The sequence below is a fragment of the Nostoc sp. 'Peltigera membranacea cyanobiont' 232 genome, from assembly GCF_002245985.1.
Lineage (GTDB): Bacteria > Cyanobacteriota > Cyanobacteriia > Cyanobacteriales > Nostocaceae > Nostoc.
In genome coordinates this window covers 1-23,422 of the sequence record NZ_NOLK01000037.1, presented here as the reverse complement: position 1 = coordinate 23,422, position 23,422 = coordinate 1, and the positions used below count along the sequence as shown (strand labels likewise).

Genomic DNA, 23,422 nt, shown 5'->3' with positions numbered 1-23,422 from the left:
AACCCCTTCTCTGCGGGACGCTACGCGAACGGGGAATTAAAAATTATTATTCTTCTCAATTTTTAATTTTTAACTTTTAATTTTTAATAAAAAAAAGGTAACAGAGAACGCTGAGAAAAAGCAAGAGATTTTACGAGTTACCTTAAAAGGGCTAGTCCTAGAAAGCCTGAAGGTTTAGCGGCAGATCATTTACTCTCTTTTTCTGCTCTGGCTCTTTCCTGTGTCAAACTATCAATAGCATCACCCAAAGCAGTAGTTAGGCTATTCCGGGTTTGGGCGTGGCTATCCTGCTCAGTTTTCAAAGCTTGCAAGAGGCGATCGCGTTCTTTGATCGCGGCGATGAGTTTAGCTTGCAAATCCTCCACAGATTTTAGTTGTTCTATCTCTTGTTGGATCGCTGTTACTGGTGTCTCAGCAGCCAGTGTCTCGACCTCAAAACCTCGGAGTTTATGTAAGTCTGCCTTGAGGGATGCGATCGCCTGTTGCGATAGCTGGGCATCTGTGCGGCGTTGTTCTGCTTCTGTGTTGTAAAGCTGTCGCCATTTTTGGGCACTTTCCCAAGCCGCATCGCGATCGCCCTGAAGTCCCGCCATCTGCTCTCTGAGTACCTGGATTTCTGTCAACCACTGTTGTGTTAAGTCTTGATTCATAAATAAATAGTCATTTGTTATTTGTCATTTGTCATTTGTCAATGGACAGAATGCTGCTTAAAGCGGAGAATGAAAAATTATCTCTTTTTCCCCTGTCCCCTGCTCCCGACTCGGTATTCTTGCGGTAAAAAGATAAATGCGATCGCTACACAAAATTTGGCACAGTAGTTAAGAAACCTAACCAGTTTTAACTCTAAATTATGCCAAAGCTTCGTTTTTTTCGCTTCTTTCGCCACCTCAATTGGCGCACGCTCAAAAAAACTTTTGCCAGGACAATGGAAAGACGGCTTTTGGGACTTGCCTCGGAAATCGCCTTCAATGCCATGTTATCGCTGTTTCCAGCAATTCTTGCTCTGATTACAGCCATTGGCTTATTGGCAGAATCTTTGCAAGCCACCTTTAAACAACTAGCGCTTCAACTCAGTCAAATCTTACCTGACGAAGCCTTAATTCTGATCCGTGATTTTGCTACCACAGAAATTACCAACTCCAAAAATAGCGGTTTATTTTCTCTGAGCTTTGTCTTAGCAATTTGGACTGCCTCTGGGGCGGTGAGTACTGCGATGACAGCCCTCGACCAAATCCATCAAATTCCTTCAGAAAAGATGCGCCCCTTTTGGAAAGCCAAGCTTGTCTCTCTCGGATTAACAGTCGGTACTATGTTACTTTTAGTGCTGGCTTCTTTCTTAGTGTTCACCAGCGACTGGATTTTGGGAATGGTAGTACGGGAAAATGGTTCCTTGATCTTCTTATTGCATCTTTGGAAGCTGTTACGCTGGCCATTAGCCTTAAGTATTGTTGCTGTTGCCTTTGGCTTTGTCTATCGTTATGGGCCAAGCGCGTGGAACTCAGGTACGCCAATGATGCCTGGAGCAATTTTAGCAGCTGTTTTTTGGGCAATATTATCTGCCCTATTTCGGCTTTATGTGGCAAATTTTGGGAATTATAATAAAGTGTATGGTGCTGTAGGAGCCGTGATAGTTTTAATGCTCTGGCTGTCAATGAGCGCTGCTGTTCTGTTAATCGGCGATCAGTTGAACGTGACAGTCGGTGAAGATATGCGCTCAAAAGCGCAGTCACAATTTAATGAAAATATTAGTTTGTAAATCCCTGAGAAAACTTTTGACAAACCTCAGTAGGGGAGTAAAATGTCTAACGATTCATTCAATATAAATAAGCGATCGCCTTCATGCCGGATTCTTCTCCTCGGTTTTCGATGATTGAGCCTGATGCCAAAGCACCCACCCTGAAGCGCCTGCGTCAGTTAAGTCGGCTGCTAGATAACATTGTTACTATTCCTGGTACTAAGATTGGTTTTGGTCTAGATCCAATCTTAGGACTTATACCTATTGGTGGTGATTTTTTGGGAGTCATGTTTTCTAGCTACATCATCCTAGAAGCCGCGCGTCTGGGTGTATCTAGAGCCACTTTAGGCAAAATGGTTTTCAATGTGATTGTTGATGGCTTGGTGGGTACTGTTCCCGTTTTGGGAGATTTTTTTGATTTTGCCTGGAGAGCTAACACTAATAATATCAAGCTATTGGAAGAATACTTAAAGTTTCCGAGCGAGCAAAAGAGTGCAGATAGGTTATTTATCGTTGCCCTTTTTGTTGGATTGTTACTGATCTCCATAGTTTTAGTAGCATTACCAGTGATTCTAATTAGAATGCTGTGGAACGCCTTAACAGGTGGTTAAATTATTTATTGATAATGGAATGAAAGATTGGTGGCAAGCTACTTTTCCTAAAGGGCGGCAAAGTCTAATTATTACTGATGCTCAAGGTTATCCTGTACAAATTTCCTATGGCGAAAAAGGTAGAGGTAAACCGCTAATCTTATTACATGGCATGGGTAGTTGGAGCTATAATTGGCGACACAGTGTAGCCGCATTATCTAAACATTTCCGGGTAATTTGCTTTGATGCCAAAGGTTTTGGTTTTTCTGAAAAACCATCGTCTCGTAGAGAACACAACAGTCATCAAATTCTTGAGTTTAAAAGAATTATTCAGGCATTATGTGATGAACCCGTAGTGATTGTGGCTGAATCTCTGGGGGGATTAGTTGCCCTTGCCCTTGCTCAAGAAAATCCGCAGTTAATTGGACAGCTTGTAGTCGTAAACGTACCTGTTTTTACCAAACATTTACCCCATTGGGCTATGTCGTTACTTGCCCAAACTCCTCTAGAAATAATCCAAACAATTGACACCTTACGTCTGGCATATTTGTTTGCACCTCTATTGAGAGAAATTATGGCAAGAGAAAGACGTGGGGTATTATTTGATCCGTCCATTTTGACACAGGAAGATGTCTATTGGATTACTTACCCGTTTATTGAATTTCCTGGTGCGATCGCTAAAGTTGCTGAAGAGTTACAAATAGCAGCGCGAGAAATTGAGAATTGGCAAGCAAATAAACCAAATATGCTTACCCAAATCCAAAATAATTTGAGTGCAATTCAGTGTCCTACACTAATTTTGTGGGGCGATCGAGATAGTTGGTTTCCTGTTAGTCATGGTGAAAAATTACATCAGCATCTCCCCAATTCCAAATTAAAAATTTTGTCTAACTGCTATCATGATGCATCAACAGGTGCTTTTGAGCAGGTGAATGCAGCGATTCTCGAATTTTTACGGGATACGGAATGCTCCTAAGAGTGAGAGGTGGGGCTTCTTTTATTTCACAGCTAACTGAATTCTGTTTCGATAAAAAGAGAGTGGGAGGAAGCATATCAGTCAGCTTTCAAACTCCCACTCTGCCATTTGCTACTGAAGTGAACAGGAATGTATACAGACGTTGCCCGTTATTTGGGGGCTAATGCGTACTTCAACAACAACGCCCATACGCATTTTATATTCCTGTTGCAGCAAATGCCAAACTTGATTATTAATATTTATTTGCTGAGAAAAATCCTCTACAAATAATTAGTAGAGATAGGTTTTTTGTAAATCACTTAGTTAGTATTAGTTCAAATGAATTTGCTTGCGTGGTAGACCCTGATAAAAAAACCCTTTAAGTCGTTTATCTTCGTTCAATTTAACTTGGTTAATCAGAGTCTGGTTGCCATTTTGGCAGCTTTTTAAATTTTCTAACGGGACTCGCTTGACATCCTCCCCCGTTTATAAAACGGGGGATTCTAAGCTCAAATAGCAATTGCAGTCTCGGACTGTCTAATATCACCTAACTTAATAGTCGATGCCCCGACTATGTAACAGCCCTCTGTCGGAGACCCTGTTCGCGTTCGCCAGTTAGCTTTAATTACGCCGACCTACTTAGTCAACAACTCTCAATAAATAGTTAATTATGCTAGAAACAACAGCTAGCACAATTGAACCTAACAAAGCAGGTAAAAAGCCCTGAATCTCAAAACCATAACCAGGAGTTAAAGCACTTGCCAACCAAAGGGTTAAAGCGTTGATTACCAATGTAAATAAACCAAAGGTGAGCAAGGTAATCGGAAAAGTTAAAATCTGCAAAATTGGTCTAATAAATGCATTAACCAGACCAATAACAAGGGTAGCGACTAAGGCAACCACAAAATTCTTGATAAAGAATCCCGGAACAATATTAGCAGTCAGAAATAACGCTACCGCAGTACCGAGCCAAGTTAATAAAAAGTGTTGCATAAGTTTTTTTAGAGGAATTAGCAGTAAGTTTAATTAATTTCACTGTTGACAGTTGCGATCTGTGACACTATCAGGTGTTCTTGTGCTTGACTCATAAAGTTCCCATCATCTTTTGTTAGTCCAAAAGCAATGTAATTTTTCTGTCTTGGCATAGAGATACTTTTAATCGGTCTATCTTTCTGACTTTTCACATCATTTACAATAAACCCACGAAAAACCTAATCCCCTAACCTCCTTCCCTTGTCGGGAAGGGGGAAAATTTAAAGTCTCTCTCCTCTTAGAAGAGAGATTTAGAGAAAGGTTTTTCAGATACCGTGAAAAGTCAGGTGTATCTTTATCGTATTGCAGGATGTACCGGATTAAATTCCTGAAGCGCAAAACCCCTATAGAAGTTCCTCAAAGTTGAAAAACCTCTATACCTTTGGGATTTGCAAAAAATAAGTTATTAGAACTTCAAAGCATCTTGCTCGCGTCTTTGGTTACAGGCAAAGGAGACCCTGGCGATACTAACGCCGCAAAAGAACCTCCCAGGTAGAGCCACCAACTACACCGTCAGCTTCTAAACCATAGCGCTTTTGTGCAGCTTTCACAGCTGTCTCGGTTGTCTCGCCAAAGTCTCCATCGGCATCGCCTTTCAAGAAACCAAGCTTTTTCAATTGTTGTTGCAACTTCACAACTTCAGAACCACGTAATCCTATACGCAAAATTGGCATTCCTTCGGAGGTGTATTGAATACCAGGGGTTCGCTTAGTACTTGTGTTTGATGTGTTTGACTGACTTCGAGTATTTGATGTAGTGCGATTCGGTTTTTTCTGTGTGCTTGAAGTTGTAGTTTTTCTTGGGGTAGCAGGTCTTGGTTCAGGGTTGCTTGCAACTTGTGTTGCAGCTTTCTTTGGACTAGTAGGTTTTGGCTCAGGGCGAGTCGCAACTTGTGTTACGGCTTGTCTGGGGGGGTTGGGGCTGGGATTTGCAACGTTGGTGAGGTTGCTAGCCTGGGTTGGAACAGGAAAATTCGTAGCTGAGTTAAATCTTGGCTGGGATGAAGGAACAGTTGATGCTGCTACTGGTTGATTAGGGAAAAGTCTTTGCCAAGTGCTGGCATCAACAACGCCATCTGGGTTTAAGCCAGCTGCTTGTTTAAACCGGGAAACAGCACTAGCTGTATTTTCACTATATATACCATCTACTGCACCAGAATAAAAACCCAAAAGTTTTAGAGCTGCCTGAAGTTCAGATACGCGTTCGCCTTGGCTACCAACTTTGAGGTTAGGGCGGTTGATGCTATCTCCAGGATTTACTTGGGCAATTTGTGGTGCTGCTATTGATACTACAGATGTTGAGGCAATAAGCAGAGGCGTAGCAGAGTACAAGAGTATTCCAATGGCTGATAAAGATTTAGACTTCTTTGGGCACCAACCCTTTTGCCGTTTTTCCACTTTACAGCGATTTACAGTTGGATCTAGTAATTTTAAGTAACTCAAAATACTTGCTGTCAGGCTGCTTTGCATGGAATTTACTCCCAGAATATTCTCATGCTAATGGTACAGCCGCTTGGTCTAAAAAACAGCTGCTCCATTTACGATCGCACATAATCAATTACGATCGCGCCTTCGAGAGCAAGACTATGCTATCGCTCGATTAATTGCTTCTTCTTGACCAACTAAAGATAGGTAAGGCTCTTTTAAATATTTACGAGCAGCAGCGATCGCATCTTTGGCACTTACCGCCGCAATCAATTCTTGAAATTTGGTGTCAAAATCAATTCCTAAGCCCAAAATTTCATACCAGCCGTATATCTGAGCAATTTGCCCATTCGTTTGTTTACCCAAGGCGTACTGCCCCAGAATTTTATTTTTAGCAGCTTGGAGGGCGCTTTCAGATACTTCGGCGGTAGACAATAAATCTACTTCTGTATGCAGTCCCTCTAGGGCGATGCTGGTATTTTCTGGTGCTGTACCCATGTAAACCACAAATGAAGCTGGAAATAGCCTTGTTGAGTAAAAGGCAGATACTTCGTAAGCTAAACCGCGCTTTTCCCGTAATTCGACAAACAAGCGACTAGAAAGCCCATTTCCCAAGTAGGTACACAGCAATTTCAGTGGGGCGTAGTCAACAGAACTCACCGATGTTCCTAAATAACCGAGCATCACGATTGATTGTTGTGTCTGTACTGGCTTAATTCTTACCTGCGGTTCCACCCTAATTTCAGGTAAATTTAGTATTGGCAGTGCTTGGGCTGGCGCTTGCCAATCAGCAAAAACTTCTTCTACCAACGCGACTGCATCCGTGGGTGTGATTCTACCAGCAATACTAATTACTACATTATCTGGACGGAAATAGGTTTGGTGATACTCCACTAAATCGGCACGAGTCAAGCGGCTCATGGTGCTTTCATCTCCCAGCACTGACATGGAGTATGGGTGATTTTGGTACATTACCTGCCGCATTTGCTCAAAAGCAACATTGAATGGTTGCTCTTTTTGGGAACGAATATCTTGGAGTGCTAACCGCCGTTCTAGTTCCACTTGAGTTTCAGGAAAAGTAGGCGATCGCAAAATCCGCCCTGCCAATGCTAAAATTTCCGCAAAATCAGATGTTACCGTCTTGAAAGATAGCAAAAAATAATCAGTGCCAGCATCCGCACTTAAACTCGCTCCTACAGACTCGACAATTTCTGCAATTTCCAAACTAGAAAGTCCATCACATCCCTTTGTCATCACTGCCGATAGCAAATGTGCCAACCCTGCTTGCTCGCGGTTTTCGTTACAACTACCAGCCCGCACAAAGATTCGCGCTGCAATAATGTCCGCAGCAGGATTTTCTGCCACCAGCACGACAATGCCATTGTTCAATACGGTGCGATGAATAGGCGATTTTTGCAGCAAGGTTGTCATTTATCATTTGTCCTTTGTCATTTGTCCTTTGTCCTTTGTCCTTTGTCTTTTGTCATTTGTCATTTGTCATTTGTCTTTTGCTAATGACTAATGACTAATGACTAATAACTAATGACTAATGACTAACACGGTTTAAGTACAGTAACCGCGTAATTCTCCGGCGAGAGATACTGTTTAGCTAATTTTTGCAGTTCTTGGGCATCAAAAGACAGAATCTGCTGGGGATATGTCACAGCTAATTCAGCTTGGGCGATGGTACTGTAATACCCATAAAGCCCCGTCAACTGATTTGGCGTTTCGGTAGAAAAGGCATACTCGTTACACAGCAGTCTACGGGCACGGGCAAGTTCTTGTTCGCTAATTCCTCTAGTTTGCAAATCATCCAAATGAGCGCAAATCAAGGATTCAACTTCCTCCAGATTTTCTGGTTCTAACCAGGCAGTAATTGTAAATAAACTTGATTCTCTTTGGAGAGAAAAACTACTGCAAATTCCTTGTACCAATTGCAAATCTTCTCGCAAATCACGCACTAAACGCGAAGTCCGCCCTTCTGCCAATAACACCGACAACAAATCTAAACCATAGCCAGTGCGGATTTCCTCTACTCCTGGTACAAGCCACGCCATTAACAATCGCGCTTGCTCTATGCGTGGTAAACACAGTTCTTGACGATGAATACCTGTTATTACTGGCTTTGCTACTTTCTCAAACTGCGGACAATTTGAGCGTTCGGCAAAATCAGCAAATGAATCATTTACCATTTCCCAAGCTGGTTGCTGGGCTATACCTCCTGCAATCACCACCGTCATGTTTTCCGGCTGATAGTGAGTGCGGTGAAAACAACGCATTGCTTCTGGCGATTGCTGCATCAGTTCTTGCTCAGTACCCAGCACCGAACGTCCGTAAGGGTGATGCGGGTAGATGCTTTGAATCAGGGTTTGAAATCCTATCCAGTCGGAATCGTCTTGACAAGAGTGAATTTCCTCTAGCACCACGTCCCGTTCGCGGCTAAATTCATCTTCTGGAATTGCCGCATTGAGCAGTAGTTCTCCCAAGTAGGGCAGAGTATCTTTTAAATAAGGGGCAGCGGTGGTGAGTGAATAATGAGCATAATCATAGCTTGTCGCCGCATTACTTACACCACCACGGTTTTCAACTTTGTAATCGAACATTCCAGGGGGTAGTGTCGCCGTACCTTTAAAAATCATGTGTTCTAAAAAGTGCGCCATACCGAACCACGGTTCTGGCTCTAGGCTGGCTCCAGCACGCACCCAAACATCCGCTACAACTACAGGGGTAGTGGGAATTTCTTGATGAATAAAAGTTAAACCACTCTCTAGTCGGAAGACCGAGGCTGGAAATACGGTATTAGTCAGTTGTTTTAACAATTTTTTGTAGCTTTAACCACAATTTAACGCAATTTTGTCATCTTAACTCTGAACGATACCTCATTTAGAATCAAGGTATACAGATTTTGCTTTTAGTCAGAGGTTATATTGCAATGTCTCTAAAATGAAGCTCAAATTTGTTTGATTAATACGGCTAAAATGCTTAATCTGCGTAGTTTCAGATTTTTAGTTTTGAATTTCTGATTGGTCTTATAAGTAATACTGATTTTAACAACTAAAGCTCCCAAGTTATAACTAACTTTGGGAGCTAATAATTTTAAGTTCACCGCGACGCCGTTTTACCTAAGTTTATGACCTGGGTTTATCCAGGTGGGAACCTAAATTCCTCGTTTAAAGTTTCCGGGTACATGCCCGGTATACTGCCACGAGAACAGTTGACTCCCTTGTCATTAAAGGCATAGATCAAAAAACTTGATGGCAGTCACCAACGTCGTAGTGCAACTCACTCATTATAGCTTTTCAAAAGATGTTGTGTGTTCAATATCGAAACTTTCCGATCTATTTACCTGGGATACCAGATAGATTCTATGGTGTGGGCGATATCGTTGGCGTATGCACTTGCCGATTCTTGATTCTGATTATCCAGCAAAACGGTAACATGCCCCAACTTCCGCCCAGGACGTGATTCTGTCTTCCCATACCAGTGAACGTGCGCTTGGGGAATTTCTGCTATTTTTTGACGCTGGCTGTGGTAGTCGCTGTGAGAATTTTCATACCCCAGTAGGTTAACCATTACAGCGCCAGCGCACTGCAAAGCCGGATTCCCTAAAGGTAAACCACAAACTGCTCTGAGGTGTTGCTCAAACTGAGAAGTTTCACAAGCATCAATCGAAAAATGCCCAGAATTGTGGGTACGGGGAGCAATTTCATTTACCAGCACTTTGCCATCATGCCTGAGAAATAGCTCAATTCCAAAAATTCCCACTACTTCTAGGCTATTTAATAGAGTATGTGCGATCGCTTGGATTTCTGCTACTTGCTTGGGCGTAATATCAGCAGGCGCAATTACCCGCCGACAGACTTGTTGTTCTTGTTGAGTTTCTACTACTGAGTAAGTGACAATTTCTCCCTCCACAGAACGCGCTGCAATTATTGCTAGTTCTCTTTCAAAAGGGACAAATTCTTCTAACAAAAAAAGTGATTTATTTAAAGGTTTGTTTGTGGTTTCAGAACTTAGCTTTTGCTCTAAAGTAGCAAAATCCTGAATTATGAAAGTACCCTGACCGTCATAGCCGTGGCGGCGGGCTTTGAGAACTGCTGGAAAACCGAGATATTCTATTTTTGATTGGAGATTTTCTCCCTCCTCAATGGCGAAAAATTGAGGAACTGGTAATCCCAAATCGCGTAAATAGCAGCGTTGATGATATTTATCTAAAAGGGGAGCTAAAGCTTCTAATCTGGGACGGAAACAAACGCCTTTTTCTGATAAAAGAGATAAAGCTTGCAGGTTAACAAATTCGTTTTCAAAGGTGATGACATCGCATTTTTGAGCTAATGTTTCCGTAGCACTTGCGTCATCAACTGGTGCGAAAACAGTTTCCTGAGCGATTAACACGGCCGGATCGTGAACGCTTGGAGTTTGTATTACTAATTCTACTCCTAGCTTCTGTGCTGCATCCGCCATCATCCAGGCAAGTTGTCCGCCACCAATTACACCAACACGTTTCATTGACATCCTAGAGAATCACGAGTTTGCACGCCTGTTTTGGAATTCACACCACTGGCTTTTGTACACAGTTCTTTGATTTGCGCTCTATCCAAAATTGCATCTGTAAAATCTGCACCGTCTATATTCACATCATTAAAGATGGCACGGAGCAAAAGAGCTTCTTTGAAAACTGCATCGCTCAAATCGGCCTTAGTCAAGTTTACCTGATCGACCATTGCATTAGTTAAATCCGCTCCGTGGAGATTTGCTTTTGTCATTACCGAAGCACTCATAACTGCTCCCCGCAAATCAGCATTTGAAAAATTAGCCAGTTCCATGTTGGCGTTAGAAAACTCCGCAGCTTGCAAACTGTCACCAGAAAAATCACGTCTTGACAACTCTGCATTACTAAATGACAGTGGATGAGTCCAGCTTACTGCCAGTGCAGGATTAGCCACGCACCATATAATAATTCCTAGTAGGAACGCCAACCATTGCCGCCAAAATATGCTGAGAGTCAATTTGGTGTTTAATTGCTGCATTTAATTACCGTATTTGAATATTAACAGGGCTGACTGATTCTAATTGAGACTCGCAGCCTTGCTACTGGACTTGAGGGATGTGTATTTCCCTTGCTTAATATTTTGTAACGCAAAAAGGGCAGATGCGACTCTTAAAATCTCTGCGTTCTCTGTGCCTCTGCGGTTTAAAAGTATTTTATTGAACCAAGCGCTGTAGGCGACTGGCGTTAGCGAGTCTTGCCTACGGCACGCCAAGGGCGAACGAGCGTCACCCGGAGGGGGATTCCCTCCGTTGTAACACCTGGCGCAACACAGAGAAAAGAGGAATTATTGTCCAAGAATTTTACCCATCTTGAAAGGGCTAGTTATGAGTTGAAATTTCTGATTGGAGAATTATGACTGAATTATTGTATTAGAAGAATTACGAGTTAAAAGACCATCTTCCATTTCTACGATGCGATCCGCTATATCTAAAATGCGGTTATCGTGTGTGACTAACAAGATAGTGGTTCCCTGATTTTTGGCCAGACTCTGCATTATTTCTACAACATCGCGTCCTGATTGTTTGTCTAATGCGGCTGTTGGTTCGTCTGCTAGTACTAGTGGAGGGCGATTCACTAAGGCGCGTGCGATCGCAATTCTTTGTTTTTGTCCACCAGAAAGATTGTCTGGGTAGTAATCAACTCGTTCTTCTAGACCAACTGACCCCAGCATGGCTTTTGATTTAGCCACTGCTTCTGTTTGAGAAATATTATTGTTCAACTCGACTGCCATTTGCACATTTTGCTTTGCAGTCAAGAACCCTAGCAAATTGTGAGCTTGGAAAATATAACCAATGTTGCGTCGCATTTGCACCAGTTTGTTTTGGCTGACACCAACGAGTTCTTCACCTAAAAATTTCAAACTTCCCTCTTGTACAGACCGCAAACCACCAATTAAGCTCAGTAATGTGGTTTTACCTGAACCGGATGGCCCGGTCATAATTACAATTTCGCCTGAAAAAATTTCTAGGTTGATGTCAAATAATATCTGTTTTCTCAGTGAGCCTTTACCATAGTAGTGATTGAGATTTTTAATGGCAATTACAGGTTCTTTTTCCATCATATTTTTGTAAGTTATAAGTTAGGATTTCCAAAATTGAACTGGAAGTTGAATCAGAAATTAGGTTTTCTTAACCATCAATCATAAGTTGTGTTTATTAATAGCAAATTTTAATTAATATTAAATTAATTAAAAGATATCTGCTGGATCGGCGGAACGTAATTTGCGGACTGCGATCGCGCCGGAAATAATACACATTAGCATAGTCAAAATCAACACCATTACGGCACGATCAAAACTCATAAAAACTGGTAGTAGGGTTGCATCTCTCGCGCTACTATACATAAATAATGAAAAAACAATTCCAGGGAAATATCCTAAAACTGCTAATAGCAAAGCTTCTTGAAGAATAACCATTAACAAATAATTTTGTGTATAACCTATTGCCTTAAGAGTAGCGTACTCAGCTAAATGATCTGCAACTTCTGTATAAAGAATTTGATAAACAATCACAGTTCCTACAATGAAACCCATGACAGTCCCTAATGTAAAAATAAAGCCAATAGCTGTACTATTTGCCCAATAATTCCGCTCAAATTCAATAAACTCTTGTTTCGTTAAAACATTTACCTCTTTAGGTAAATATTTTCGTAACTCTTGGGCAACAACTTCAGCATCTGCTCCTGGTTTTAATCTAATCAGTCCAATATCAATTAATCCTGGTTGACGATTACTGAATATTCGCAGAAAGTTAACATCACTTGTAATTAAATTTCCATCTGCGCCAAATGATGCACCTAATGTAAATAGTCCCCCTACTTTAATTTGCCGCCTTCGTACTTCTGCTGTTACGGTCTTTCCTTGGTCATAATTAGCAGCAATGGGCCCATATTCTACCCTAGAAGAACGGTCAAATAGAACTACATCAGGCAGTTTAAGTTTATCTAAATTTTCCTGAACGCCAGGTAAGTTAACTATATTAGTTTCTGGGTTCATTCCAAATATCAGGATACTACGAGGACGACCTGTTATAGGATTCTTCCAGATTGTAAAGTCCAAATATATAGGATGTACTGATTGGACTGCGCGTAAATCTAAAGCTTTATATAACCGTCTTTGAGAAAAGCTCCTCATTGCCAGAACAGCACTAGATTGACTGTTAATTAAAACAATATCGCCCTGCAAGCTGTTATGAAATCGAACGTTACTATAATACAAAGCATCTCGGAAGCCGAGTTGCATAAACATCAAGATATCAGCAAAGGCAATTCCTGCCAAAGCTACAGCTAGTCGAGTTTTTTCTCTTGTTAGTTGTAGCCACGACAGAGGTATTTTTTGATTCATTTTATATGCATCCAAGCACAGTTAGAATAATTCGTAATTTGGTTTTGTAGCAGAGATTTAGAAAGAGCCGCAAGAATTGACGCTTCTATCAAATTTATAGAATGTTGAAAATGGATGAAACAGCCTAATTAAGAAGATTACCAATCCAAAATATCAAATCACAAATTGGTAATACTGTTCATCTATAACTTGGTTAATTATTAATTTCGACAACAACTTTAGCGTAAGTTAAACCAGAAACTTTCTGGCTATCTTCTGAAGGCAGAGCAATTTTCACTTCTACTACTCTGGCATCCACATCTGCTGCTGGATCTGTATTCAGCACGTCTTTTTTACCAATTTTTCTGCCAATTTCAGTGACAGTTCCCTTTAATTCGCCGCTAAATGCTCCATTATCGCTGCTGATAGTGGCGTTTTGACCAATACGCACTTTACCAATACTGTCTTCAGGGACTTCAGCAATCACATACATTTGGCTGGTTTGTCCAATTTCAGCAATACCATTTGCACCTATGGCTTCGCCTGACTTGGTGTAAACCTTTAAAATCTCTCCAGCGATTGGTGCTTGAACGTAGCTTAACTTCAGTTCTGCTTCGGCTTTTCTGACATTTGCGATCGCATTACTAACTTGAGCTTGTGCTACTTGCACATCGGTAGGACTCACATCCATTATTCTGCTCAGTTTGGCCTTTTCTTCATCGATTTGTCTTTGCAAAGTTGCTAAAGTTTTGTCACGGTTAACTTTAGCTTCAATTAGCTGCTGTTGCAAAGTTGCTAAATTTTGTATTTGGTTAGCTCTAGCCTCAGCAAGTTGCTGTCGTACAGTTGCTAATGTCTGCTTGAGGGTAGCTTGGCTTTCAGCCACCTGCTGATTAGCAGTTACTGCACTCAAACGTCTAGTATCCCGCTCTTGCTGAGAAATCGCACCTTCTTTGTATAAAAAATCATAGCGCCCAGCATCAACTTGGGCATTGCGCTGTTGAGCTTTAATCCGTGTAAGCGTTGCTCTGAGAGTTTCTCTTTGCCCACTGAGTTCAGCTTCCAGGCGATTTACTGTTGCTTGTTGGACAAGTTTATCTCCACTTAACTGGGCTGCAATCCGGGCGATCGTTGCTTGTTGACCATCCCTTTCGCCAATAAACTGCGCTTGTAAGCGAGCAACAACTGCTCTTTGAGCTTGAATATCTCTTGGAGATCCAGCCCTGACTTGCGCTAAATTCGCACGGGATTCTTGCACTTTGGCTTTTGCCTCTTCTAGTCCGGCTATTTGGGTATCGCGGTTATCCAAAATTGCCACAATTTGGCCTTGCTTTACCTGTTCACCCTCTCTCACCAGAAGTTGCTGAATTCGTGATGATGGCGCTAATCCCGATGATGGGGCGGATAATTTAACAACTTCGCCTCGCGGTTCCAAACGCCCTACAGCACTAATGCTATTGGTAGATGGCATTACGGGTGCGGGTGTAGTGAGTTTTTTCAGCTGCTCAATTTTCGCTGTACCTAGTATCCCAGCAGCGATTACTACTGGCACAGCTACAGCGATACCCCACCAAATCTTAGGTTGTTCTTGATTAAGTGCCTGCTCAGTTGGCTTTGGCTTTTCAGTCACCCTTGACATAGTATGTTGCCCGTTTACCTGAATTGTGCTGATGGAAGTAAAATAAAAGGGTTTTTAATCAACAGCCAGCTGCTTTAGGACAAACAACAGTGGTTTAAAGCTGGGTATGGCTTAAAATCCATTGCCTAATGGAACGCTCAACACTATGGCTTTACAAAATGGTGTTTTCTATAGCGATATCTTCTTTTGTATGCAACACACTTACCTCTCTGCTTTTAGGAGAGAGGCTTTAAGGCTTACTCCCCAACGCTAGCAGGGAAAGGGCTGGAGGGTTAGGTATGTATTGAAACCAAGAAGCGCTATATATAGTAGCTGGCTATTCAATAACTCTGAGTATTATTGAGACATGAGTGCAATGGGAATTAGCAGAATTCACAAGCAGGATGAATCTAAATGTAGAGAGGGTATATATCACATTTCTACACAAAATTCCAAATTGGTATGATGCGGTACTGTACTGCTACATTCACTACGACTACAGTTAGTCACAAAATTGAAAAGAAACATCAAAAATAGACTGTTGCCTTTTTTGGATACAATCTTGCTACAAAAACTAGTCTTCCTTAAGTGAATGAATGATTAACTAACTAAAAAATGTCTGTCAACTTGAGCATTCCTAACATCAGAGTTTCCTTAACTTTCTGGTCAATGAATTAGCAGAGCTAGTTGCTTGCACCTACCAAGACAACAAACCATTTTGTGATATTTGCTTCAAAGACCTGACTATTTTCCCTGTTGCTGTTTTGGGACTCCATTAAACTCTCGTTGAATGAATTCTACATTTATCTGTTATGCGAAAACGTAACAGAACCTACAGATAGGTGAGATGGGAAGATGATTAAGTTGGGAGATCGAATAAAACTGTGGTCATATAATTTTCTGCCCAAGCTGGGCCAAAGGCTTTTTCTAGTACGCGACGGGTTTTATCGTTTTGCTGCTGTTTGGTACAGTAGTTGTGTTGTCCGGCGAGATTTTGTGTAACTTGTTCAACTGAAACAGGATGTGAAGCGATCGCTTGGGTGCAATGAATGTCTAAAAAGTCTCGCACCCGCGACAGAAACATTGCTTCTTCTTCTGGGGAACTGGGACGCACAAAGATACAAAAATCTGAAAAAATATTTCCCCATTCAGGCAATTCACGGGGTTGGGAAAAGTTAAGCACTTTTAGCTGTGTCAGTGCTGTAGTATAAGATTCTGGTAAGGTGCGCTCTACTTGGATAGGAGAAAGGTCTGCGATCGCTGCACTAATTTGACCTCTACCCCCAACTAAATCGCAACCAAACATCGGTAGGTTGTATTCTGGACGCGGAAACATGACGCAGTGCAAAATATCCAGCATATTTCCGATTTTCGCCAGTTCCAAGTGCATTTTCCGAAACTGGGGCGTTTGATAGCAGCGATTTTCAATCGTCAGTTTTTCGCCTTCAAGTCTACCTTCTACATACCCCAATTCATCAGGCAAATGGTAGGGCGATAGATCCAGGTGCTGATGCCAAGCTGCCTCAATACAATCAGCTAGCTGACGAATTAGGGGATGTTGTTGCTCACGCAGCGAGGGCATAGAAGTAAATGACATAAGCTAGTTGGGAATGCGATCTAATGCTCAGTCTACAACTTGTTGCGTCTCACCGTTCTAGGTTGCAATATTAAGCAAAGTGGGTATTGGGGATTGGGGATTGGGGATTGGGCAAATGACAAATGACAAATGACAAATGACAAATGACAAATGACAAATGACTATTGCCAGAAATCTGTGGCATCGTATCCCAGTTCCGCAAGCATCTGCCGGAGCAGGGGTAAACTGAGTCCGATTACATTGGTGTGACAGCCTTCAATTTTTTCGACAAAGAAACTACCAAAACCTTCAATTGCAAAGGCTCCAGCACATTTGAGGGGTTCACCTGTGGCAACATAAGCAAGAATTGCGCGATCGCTCATTTGAGCAAAGTAAACTCTTGTAACTTGCGACTTGACTATTGTGCGGTTTTGGTCAGGGTCAATTAAGGCGTGACCTGTGTACAAGTCACCAAAGCTACCTTGCATTATCTGCCAACGAGCGATCGCTTCAGAAGTGTCTGCTGGTTTGCCGTAAATTTCACCATTCATCGACAAAACTGAATCACAACCCATAATCAAAGCCGATTCAAACTGTGGGGCTACAGTTTCCGCCTTATATTGGGCAAGAGTTTTGACTAATTCTGCTGGTTCACTTAATTGGATTTGCGACTCATCAAAGTCACTAGCTCGAACTATCGGTTCAATACCAACAGTTTGCAGCAAGCGGCGACGGGCTGGGGAAGCTGAAGCAAGTACAAAAGGTGGAATTTTCATGAGATTTCCGAAAAACTTGTTAATTAGTCATAAGACATAGGGTATGAGATATCGAGCATTGGTGATTACAGCACTTACCGAAGTTATGAGGTACACTGATTGCTCGAATTATCGTTGATCTGTGCTAATAGTCAGGTAAGAAAGTTCGTAGTAAGGACTTCAGTCCTTATTTTCTAAGCACGCTTTGTGCTTAAGTAGGTGGGTGAGAAAATTTATAACTATGTCATTGCGAACGCAACGAAGTGGAGTGAAGCAATCACAAGCTTTTCACCGCTTTTACTTTTCGTTACATAGTTATATTTATTTGTGTCTGCCTACTTACTACAAACTTTTCATTACTAGCTTGACAGACTACTAATAGCATCCCAAGTATCTGTACCTCATAGCAGCAGGAAGTGCTGTAAATTTCTTTTCTATCCCATTCCCAATTCCCAATTCCCAATTCCCCATTAATAAACAGAAAAAGAATTTATAACCTCATCAATCATTCCTTTAACTCTTGGCCAGCGTTTTTCAGGAATTGAGGCGTTGAGGGTAAAAACTTTACCACGACTAACAGCGACGCTAGCGATATTGTGCCGTTCCTGTTTATTGGGGAGTTTAACCTCATACTCTAAAAGGTAATATGTTTTACCGTCTACTTCTCGCTCTGCGGCATTGACTAATTCAGCCGAACGACCAGAGTCAGGAGGCGCAAGGGCAGCTTTTCCCAACTTATATCCTACTTCTGTTGGCGTTCCCAATTCTGACAAAGTTTTACCTTCTGGAACTGGGCTAATCACAACAGAAACATTTTCAGACACCTCAATCAAATCGTGGAAAACCACATCTGGCCCGTTAGCAACTTTAACTTGCAGCCAGCCGTTAGGATATAAAAACTGATAGCCATCACTAGAGTCTATAAAGCTTTTGAGTCCAGCCGCCGCCGCTACATCAGAATTACTTAGGCTAAAACTCAACACCAATAGCAAAATTAATACAATTCGTTTCCACATTTATACAGATTCCTTTGGGCTGGAGACAACACCAGGCTTGGATCATTTCTCGTTATTATTCTCCCACCAAGCGGGACGCTTCGGATGAGCCATTAGATGTTGACTAGATGTTGACAAATTCTCCCTGGTGTATGAACTTACTGATGACGCGGTGTGAAATTATCTCCCTTGCCTCTTCTTCAATCCATCTTTCTTGGCTAGAAACTCACTCAGAGTTGCTTCTGTATACACGATAGGATTTAGCGACTTTTGCAAGAGGTCTATTTTTGAGAAAATAGATTTTTTATTGACTTTACTATCATCTTATTTGGGCGAGAAAAGAGAGATAACCACTGATTGTCCCCAAATACGAAACTCAATTTTACGGTTATATTCTTGGCAAAATTTTCTATGTTTAAACTACTTAGACACATTAGTATTTTTCTCATTACCACCTGTTTGCTATTTGCTTGTCACGCTTGGGCACCAACCGAATTCAAACGTCCTCCCTTGAAAGTAGAATTTGGATCTTTTGTTGGGGAGTATCCAGGTATCATTGCTCAAGAAAAAGGATTTTTCAAAGCCCAAGGTGTAGATGTGGAAATAATTTATAAACTATACACCAAATTGGAACAAGCAAACTTCAGTGCAGGTAAGTATGACGGTATTTCATTATCTTTAGGAAGTTTTATCATCTTGAGTGCCACAAATCCAGATATACAAGGCGTGCTAGTTATAGATGAATCAACAGGAGCAGATGTGGTAGTCGCCCAATCACAAATTAAAACCGTCGCTGACTTGAAAGGGAAAAAATTAGGCGCAAATCTAGGCGGTTTTAGCGAAGTTTTCGTGACTGAGATGTTTAAAAGTGCCAACTTAACGAGCGATGATGTGAAGTTGGTTAAATTAGAAGCTTTAGAAATTCCTCAAGGACTGAAAAATAATGTTATTCAAGCCGGACACACTTGGGAACCTCATCTTTCTAAAGTTATTAAATTAGGAGGACATATCATATTTACCAGCAAACAAACCCCTGGCTTGATTGTAGATATGATTATTTTTCGCGGTGATACAGTCCGCCATCGCTCCGAAGACATTCGTGCATTTGTGCGAGGATGGCTGCAAGCCTCGGCCTACTGGAAGGCAAATGTTCAAGAAGGAAATGCGATCGTCAGCAAAGCGTTAAAAATTCCTACCAGTACACTTTCTTTAGATGGAGTAAACTTAACTAATTTAGGTGAAAATCAAAAATTATTTCAATCTAGTAACCCTAATTCCATTTACAAAACTGCCAAGATATATGCAGATTTTTTTATTCGTGCTGGAAACGTGACGCGCATTCCTGAGCTAAAAAGTTTGTTTAATTCTTCCTTCTTGAACCCTACTTCCTAATTTAATGCCATGCAGCACTCTCTTTTGGGCGGCATCCGGACAAAGTTGATCGCTTCATTTCTCATTGTTGCTTTGATTCCGTTGCTGTTATTGGCATTTATCAACAAACAGACAACTGAAAAAGCACTAACTGAGAACGCTCAACAAGCCCTATCTGCGGCGGCTAACGAAACCAGTAACAGAATAGATGCTTTTATTGATGCAAATCTCAATGCCGTGCGTGTAGAGGCGCTTTTACCAGGTTTGGCACGCTACCTCAGCCTCACTCCAAAACAGCGATATGACAGCCCCGAAATGCAATTGGCGATGGAAACATTAATCCGTCTCAGTCGCAAAGATATGCTGAATATTATCTCTTATGCTTTGCTCGACTTAAAGGGGAAAAATGTATTGGATACACGTACACTTGACATTAGCAAAGATGAATCAGTTCAAGATTATTTTAAGAAACCACTGCAAACTGAGTTATCTTTTGTTTCTAGCATGAAGCGATTGCCGAGAATTAGTGACCTTGTTACTCTCTGTTTTAGCAGTCCGGTTCGCAATGCCAAAGGAGATATATTAGGTGTATTGCGTGTATCATACAATGCTACTGTTGTTCAACAGTTAGTAAATCGAGAAACTGAACGGGCTGGAAAAAAATCTTTTGCTATTCTTTTAGATGAAAATAATATTTATCTAGCTCATAGTATTGCGCCAAAACTGCTTTTTAAATCCATTATACCTCTGCCTTTACATCTGGTAACTCAATTACAAAGGGAAGGGCGTTTGCCTAATTCTCCTATCAAGGAATTGGCAACTAATGAGCCAAAACTTAAGCAAGCATTGGATAATCAACAGCCATATTTAATTGCACATTTATCAGCAACAGGTAATCAGGTTAATCTGATTGCGATCGCTCGTTTAAAATATCAACCTTGGTCTGTGTTGTTTGCACAGCCTCTTGCTATTGCTTTATCACCTGTAGAAAAGCAAATTCGTGACGCAATGTTTCTATTTGCATTTATCGCTTCAGTAGTGACAATCATCGCTTTTGCTATTGGGCAACTGCTAACAAAGCCAATAATTTATCTTACCAATATAGTTTTCCAGTTTACCGCAGGTAACTTAGATATCCGCGCCAAAATTAGCTCACAAGACGAAATAGGCCAACTGGCGAAATCGTTTAACAACATGGCACTTCAGTTACAAACATCTTTGGAAACTTTGGAACAACGGGTACAAGAGAGAACAGCAGAGTTAGTAATTGCGAAAGAAAAAGTAGAAGATGCAAATCACAAACTAGAACAACTGGTAAATCTAGATGGTTTGACTCAGGTGGCTAACCGTCGCTGCTTCAATGGACGACTACAAGCAGAATGGAAATGCCTTGCACGAGAACAACAACCCCTATCACTGATTTTATGTGATGTTGATAAATTCAAACTTTACAACGACTACTATGGTCATCTTGGAGGCGATGATTGTCTAATTACGATCGCGCAAACAATGCAACAGATAGTTCATCGTCCTGCTGATTTAGTAGCGCGTTACGGCGGAGAAGAATTTTCAGTCCTCCTCCCCAATACTGACTTACTAGGAGCGATCAAAGTAGCAGAAAGTATTCAACAAGCAATTCACGAGCGAGCCATTCCCCATGCACAGTCTGATATTAAGGATATTGTCACACTTAGTTTAGGTATTACTTCTATCATCCCCAATTGCAACATCAAGCCAGATACGCTCATCGCTTCAGCCGATAAAGCACTATACAATGCCAAAGAAAAAGGGCGCGATCGCTATTGTACTGATTAGATGTATCAAAAATCGTCTGTTTGATTTGGAACCATTACAGTTCAATGGTCTTATGACGGCATAGTTGCACATCACATTAATTACTATCGAGGACACAAAAAACCCCGACTTAATAGCCGAGGTAGATGGGAGAAGTCCAAATGTCGATGAGATATAGCGATACCGAAATCTGTTTTTCTTAGCTAACACCAGTTAGATAGTTAAGCTTGGGCTTTGCTAAGTTATGTAAATAAATATAACAACTATATTACAAGTAGTCAAGTAGACTTGACAAAAAAAGACTGATAACATTCATAAGAACTACTTATCAGGGACGGTGTGGGATTATTTTTGGAGATGTAGTAAGTAAAATAGGGAAAATAAAATGGGTTACTGGCTAAGATAGTGGGATGAAAATGAGAACTGCTCTGCTTTAGAGGTAGAAAAACTGAGTGATTAGCTGCATAAATCAAGGTAGTCGGAATTAACCCAGAGATTTGAGAAGCTAGCTACTAGATCGCTAAAGTCTTTACAATTCCTTTGTTAGCTCAAAAAGTATTTCTCGACCTATGACGAATCAAGCTCCTATCCCGGTTATTGTCAACGGTGCTGCTGGTAAAATGGGCCGTGAGGTGATTAAGGCGGTGGCACAAGCGCCTGACTTAAACCTAGTGGGTGCAATTGACCACAGTTTGGAACATCAAGATAAAGACGCTGGAGAGTTGGCGGGTTTAAGCGAACCCCTAGAAGTGCCAATTACCAATCAATTAGAACCAATGTTAGGGTATGTGGCTGGTGACAGACACTCTCCTCCAGGGGTGATTGTAGACTTTACTCACCCAGATTCAGTTTATGACAATATTCGTAGTGCGATCGCTTACGGTATTCGTCCAGTTGTCGGCACTACTGGGTTAAGTCCAGAACAAATTCAAGATTTGGCAGACTTTGCCGACAAAGCTAGCACAGGTTGTCTAATTATTCCGAACTTCTCCATTGGCATGGTACTGTTGCAACAAGCTGCGATCGCAGCCTCAAAATATTTTGACCACGTAGAAATTATCGAACTGCATCACAACCAAAAAGCTGATGCTCCCAGTGGTACTGCCATTCAAACGGCGCAGTTACTAGGAGAATTGGGTAAAACTTTTAACCCTGCTCTTGTAGAAGAAACGGAGAAATTAGCAGGAGCGAGGGGAAGTGTAGCAGATGAAGGGATTAGAATCCATAGCGTGCGCTTGCCAGGATTGATTGCCCATCAGGAAGTTATTTTTGGCGCAGCCGGACAGATTTATACTTTACGACATGATACGAGCGATCGCGCTTGCTATATGCCAGGAGTGCTACTAGCGATTCGTAAAGTCTTAGCGCTAAAGTCGTTAGTATATGGATTAGAAAAGATACTTTAAACATCACTATTCAGCATTCATCACTCAGCACTCATGTTAGTACCACTGACTCGCCAGAAGTTTGAACAAGTTATCCCCCTGATTGCCACTGGTTTGCAGTACAAGTACTACTGGGGGAAATTCTCAAATTTTTTGCAACGGCTGTTAATTTCGGTAGTTGCCGTAGTTGCCATCTTGCTTTTAACAGTCGTTTTTAGGCTTCCTTTTGCTTCAATAGTATTTGTGCTGGGCATAGTTAGCGCTTTTTTTTGGTTGTGGTATCCAGTGTTTCAAGCAAGTATGCGGAATTTGCAATGCCGCCGTTATAAGTATGGCGGCTTTTTCCGTGGTCGAGTTCTAGATTGGTGGATTACAGACCAATTGATGGGTAAAACCGAAACAGTCAACAACAAAGGCGAATTGGTGATTGTGGAAAACCGAGAAAAACAGATTAACTTAGAGGTGGGTGATGAAACAGGGTTTAGCATTGAATTTGTAGCACCATTACGTCCTGCCCACAAAGTTATTACTCGCGGTCAAATTGCCGAAATGGTAGTGCTGTCAAATCGCGCAGATTTGAGCAGCATTGAACAATTCAGCGATATATACATTCCCAGTCGTGATTTGTGGATTAGCGATTATCCTTATCTGCGGCGGGATTTCTTTAATGAAGTCGGTCGCCGCTTGCGTGAAGACCAACAACAAAAGCCGCGTCGCCGGCGGCGGAGAGTAGAGGAGTAAAGCCCGGATTTCTCACCAATGCTCAAAGCCTGTGCTTGTGCAGGGGAGCAGGGGAGCAGGGGAGCAGGGGAGCAGGGG

The 23,422-nt window shown here is 41.6% G+C and carries 21 protein-coding genes and 1 other RNA gene; 7 read left to right on the top strand and 15 right to left on the bottom strand.

Annotation, left to right across the window (positions count from 1 at the left end; all coding sequences use genetic code 11):
* Positions 1 to 185: 185 nt before the first annotated feature.
* Positions 186 to 650: a hypothetical protein gene (locus CDG79_RS14845; RefSeq protein ID WP_094342804.1), complete on the bottom strand. Its 465-nt coding sequence runs from the start codon at positions 648 to 650 to the stop codon at positions 186 to 188.
* A gap of 200 nt (positions 651 to 850) precedes the next feature.
* Here CDG79_RS14845 and CDG79_RS14840 point away from each other — a divergent pair, with 200 nt between their 5' ends.
* The 3 genes from CDG79_RS14840 (at position 851) to CDG79_RS14830 (ending at position 3,301) form a co-directional block, all read left to right on the top strand.
* Positions 851 to 1,756, top strand: a complete 906-nt coding sequence (locus tag CDG79_RS14840) for a YihY/virulence factor BrkB family protein (protein WP_094342803.1) — start codon at positions 851 to 853, stop codon at positions 1,754 to 1,756.
* Between the two features lie 83 nt (positions 1,757 to 1,839).
* Positions 1,840 to 2,346: a DUF4112 domain-containing protein gene (locus tag CDG79_RS14835; protein WP_094342802.1), complete on the top strand. Its 507-nt coding sequence runs from the start codon at positions 1,840 to 1,842 to the stop codon at positions 2,344 to 2,346.
* Between the two features lie 19 nt (positions 2,347 to 2,365).
* Positions 2,366 to 3,301, top strand: a complete 936-nt coding sequence (locus tag CDG79_RS14830) for an alpha/beta fold hydrolase (RefSeq protein WP_094342838.1) — start codon at positions 2,366 to 2,368, stop codon at positions 3,299 to 3,301.
* Positions 3,302 to 3,919: 618 nt separating this feature from the next.
* Here the strand turns inward: CDG79_RS14830 and CDG79_RS14825 are convergent.
* The 14 genes from CDG79_RS14825 to psbP form a co-directional block, all read right to left on the bottom strand.
* Positions 3,920 to 4,273 carry a phage holin family protein gene (locus tag CDG79_RS14825; protein ID WP_094329939.1) on the bottom strand — a complete coding sequence of 118 codons (354 nt, stop codon included), beginning with the start codon at positions 4,271 to 4,273 and terminating at the stop codon, positions 3,920 to 3,922.
* Between the two features lie 29 nt (positions 4,274 to 4,302).
* Positions 4,303 to 4,425: a hypothetical protein gene (locus CDG79_RS44835; RefSeq protein WP_262985800.1), complete on the bottom strand. Its 123-nt coding sequence runs from the start codon at positions 4,423 to 4,425 to the stop codon at positions 4,303 to 4,305.
* A 354-nt stretch (positions 4,426 to 4,779) separates the two neighbouring features.
* Positions 4,780 to 5,781 carry a peptidoglycan-binding domain-containing protein gene (locus CDG79_RS14820; RefSeq protein WP_094342801.1) on the bottom strand — a complete coding sequence of 334 codons (1,002 nt, stop codon included), beginning with the start codon at positions 5,779 to 5,781 and terminating at the stop codon, positions 4,780 to 4,782.
* Between the two features lie 114 nt (positions 5,782 to 5,895).
* Entirely contained in the window at positions 5,896 to 7,167 is a 1,272-nt protein-coding gene (locus CDG79_RS14815; protein WP_094342800.1) for a M16 family metallopeptidase, read from the bottom strand.
* A gap of 122 nt (positions 7,168 to 7,289) precedes the next feature.
* The gene (locus CDG79_RS14810; protein WP_143855484.1) at positions 7,290 to 8,555 is read right to left on the bottom strand and encodes a M16 family metallopeptidase; all 1,266 of its coding nucleotides are present in this window, start codon (positions 8,553 to 8,555) and stop codon (positions 7,290 to 7,292) included.
* 279 nt (positions 8,556 to 8,834) lie between these two features.
* Positions 8,835 to 9,018: non-coding RNA, 6S RNA (ssrS, locus tag CDG79_RS14805), on the bottom strand.
* Positions 9,019 to 9,078: 60 nt separating this feature from the next.
* Positions 9,079 to 10,245 carry a 5-(carboxyamino)imidazole ribonucleotide synthase gene (locus CDG79_RS14800; protein WP_094342799.1) on the bottom strand — a complete coding sequence of 389 codons (1,167 nt, stop codon included), beginning with the start codon at positions 10,243 to 10,245 and terminating at the stop codon, positions 9,079 to 9,081.
* Positions 10,242 to 10,766: a pentapeptide repeat-containing protein gene (locus tag CDG79_RS14795; protein ID WP_094342798.1), complete on the bottom strand. Its 525-nt coding sequence runs from the start codon at positions 10,764 to 10,766 to the stop codon at positions 10,242 to 10,244. Before CDG79_RS14795 ends, CDG79_RS14800 begins: the two co-directional genes overlap by 4 nt.
* Before the next feature lie 372 nt (positions 10,767 to 11,138).
* The gene (locus tag CDG79_RS14790) at positions 11,139 to 11,849 is read right to left on the bottom strand and encodes a DevA family ABC transporter ATP-binding protein (RefSeq protein WP_189524998.1); all 711 of its coding nucleotides are present in this window, start codon (positions 11,847 to 11,849) and stop codon (positions 11,139 to 11,141) included.
* Between the two features lie 126 nt (positions 11,850 to 11,975).
* A complete protein-coding gene (devC, locus tag CDG79_RS14785) occupies positions 11,976 to 13,130 on the bottom strand; it encodes an ABC transporter permease DevC (RefSeq protein ID WP_094342796.1) in 1,155 nt (384 codons plus the stop codon).
* Between the two features lie 193 nt (positions 13,131 to 13,323).
* Positions 13,324 to 14,748: an HlyD family efflux transporter periplasmic adaptor subunit gene (locus CDG79_RS14780; RefSeq protein ID WP_094342795.1), complete on the bottom strand. Its 1,425-nt coding sequence runs from the start codon at positions 14,746 to 14,748 to the stop codon at positions 13,324 to 13,326.
* Positions 14,749 to 15,586: 838 nt separating this feature from the next.
* Positions 15,587 to 16,324 (bottom strand): phycocyanobilin:ferredoxin oxidoreductase, encoded by a 738-nt coding sequence (locus CDG79_RS14775; RefSeq protein WP_094342794.1) that lies wholly within the window; start codon positions 16,322 to 16,324, stop codon positions 15,587 to 15,589.
* 161 nt (positions 16,325 to 16,485) lie between these two features.
* On the bottom strand, positions 16,486 to 17,079 hold the full coding sequence (locus CDG79_RS14770) for a Maf family protein (RefSeq protein WP_094342793.1): 594 nt from the start codon (positions 17,077 to 17,079) through the stop codon (positions 16,486 to 16,488).
* 449 nt (positions 17,080 to 17,528) lie between these two features.
* Positions 17,529 to 18,074: a photosystem II reaction center PsbP gene (psbP, locus tag CDG79_RS14765; RefSeq protein ID WP_094342792.1), complete on the bottom strand. Its 546-nt coding sequence runs from the start codon at positions 18,072 to 18,074 to the stop codon at positions 17,529 to 17,531.
* A 390-nt stretch (positions 18,075 to 18,464) separates the two neighbouring features.
* On the opposite strand from psbP, the gene CDG79_RS14760 reads away from it, so the two are divergent.
* The 4 genes from CDG79_RS14760 (at position 18,465) to CDG79_RS14745 (ending at position 23,344) form a co-directional block, all read left to right on the top strand.
* On the top strand, positions 18,465 to 19,445 hold the full coding sequence (locus tag CDG79_RS14760) for an ABC transporter substrate-binding protein (protein ID WP_189524997.1): 981 nt from the start codon (positions 18,465 to 18,467) through the stop codon (positions 19,443 to 19,445).
* 9 nt (positions 19,446 to 19,454) lie between these two features.
* Positions 19,455 to 21,239 carry a diguanylate cyclase domain-containing protein gene (locus CDG79_RS14755; protein ID WP_094342791.1) on the top strand — a complete coding sequence of 595 codons (1,785 nt, stop codon included), beginning with the start codon at positions 19,455 to 19,457 and terminating at the stop codon, positions 21,237 to 21,239.
* Between the two features lie 548 nt (positions 21,240 to 21,787).
* Positions 21,788 to 22,624: a 4-hydroxy-tetrahydrodipicolinate reductase gene (gene dapB, locus CDG79_RS14750; RefSeq protein WP_094342790.1), complete on the top strand. Its 837-nt coding sequence runs from the start codon at positions 21,788 to 21,790 to the stop codon at positions 22,622 to 22,624.
* 33 nt (positions 22,625 to 22,657) lie between these two features.
* Complete coding sequence (locus CDG79_RS14745) at positions 22,658 to 23,344, top strand: phosphate ABC transporter permease (protein ID WP_094342789.1); 687 nt, start codon at positions 22,658 to 22,660, stop codon at positions 23,342 to 23,344.
* Positions 23,345 to 23,422 lie beyond the last annotated feature (78 nt).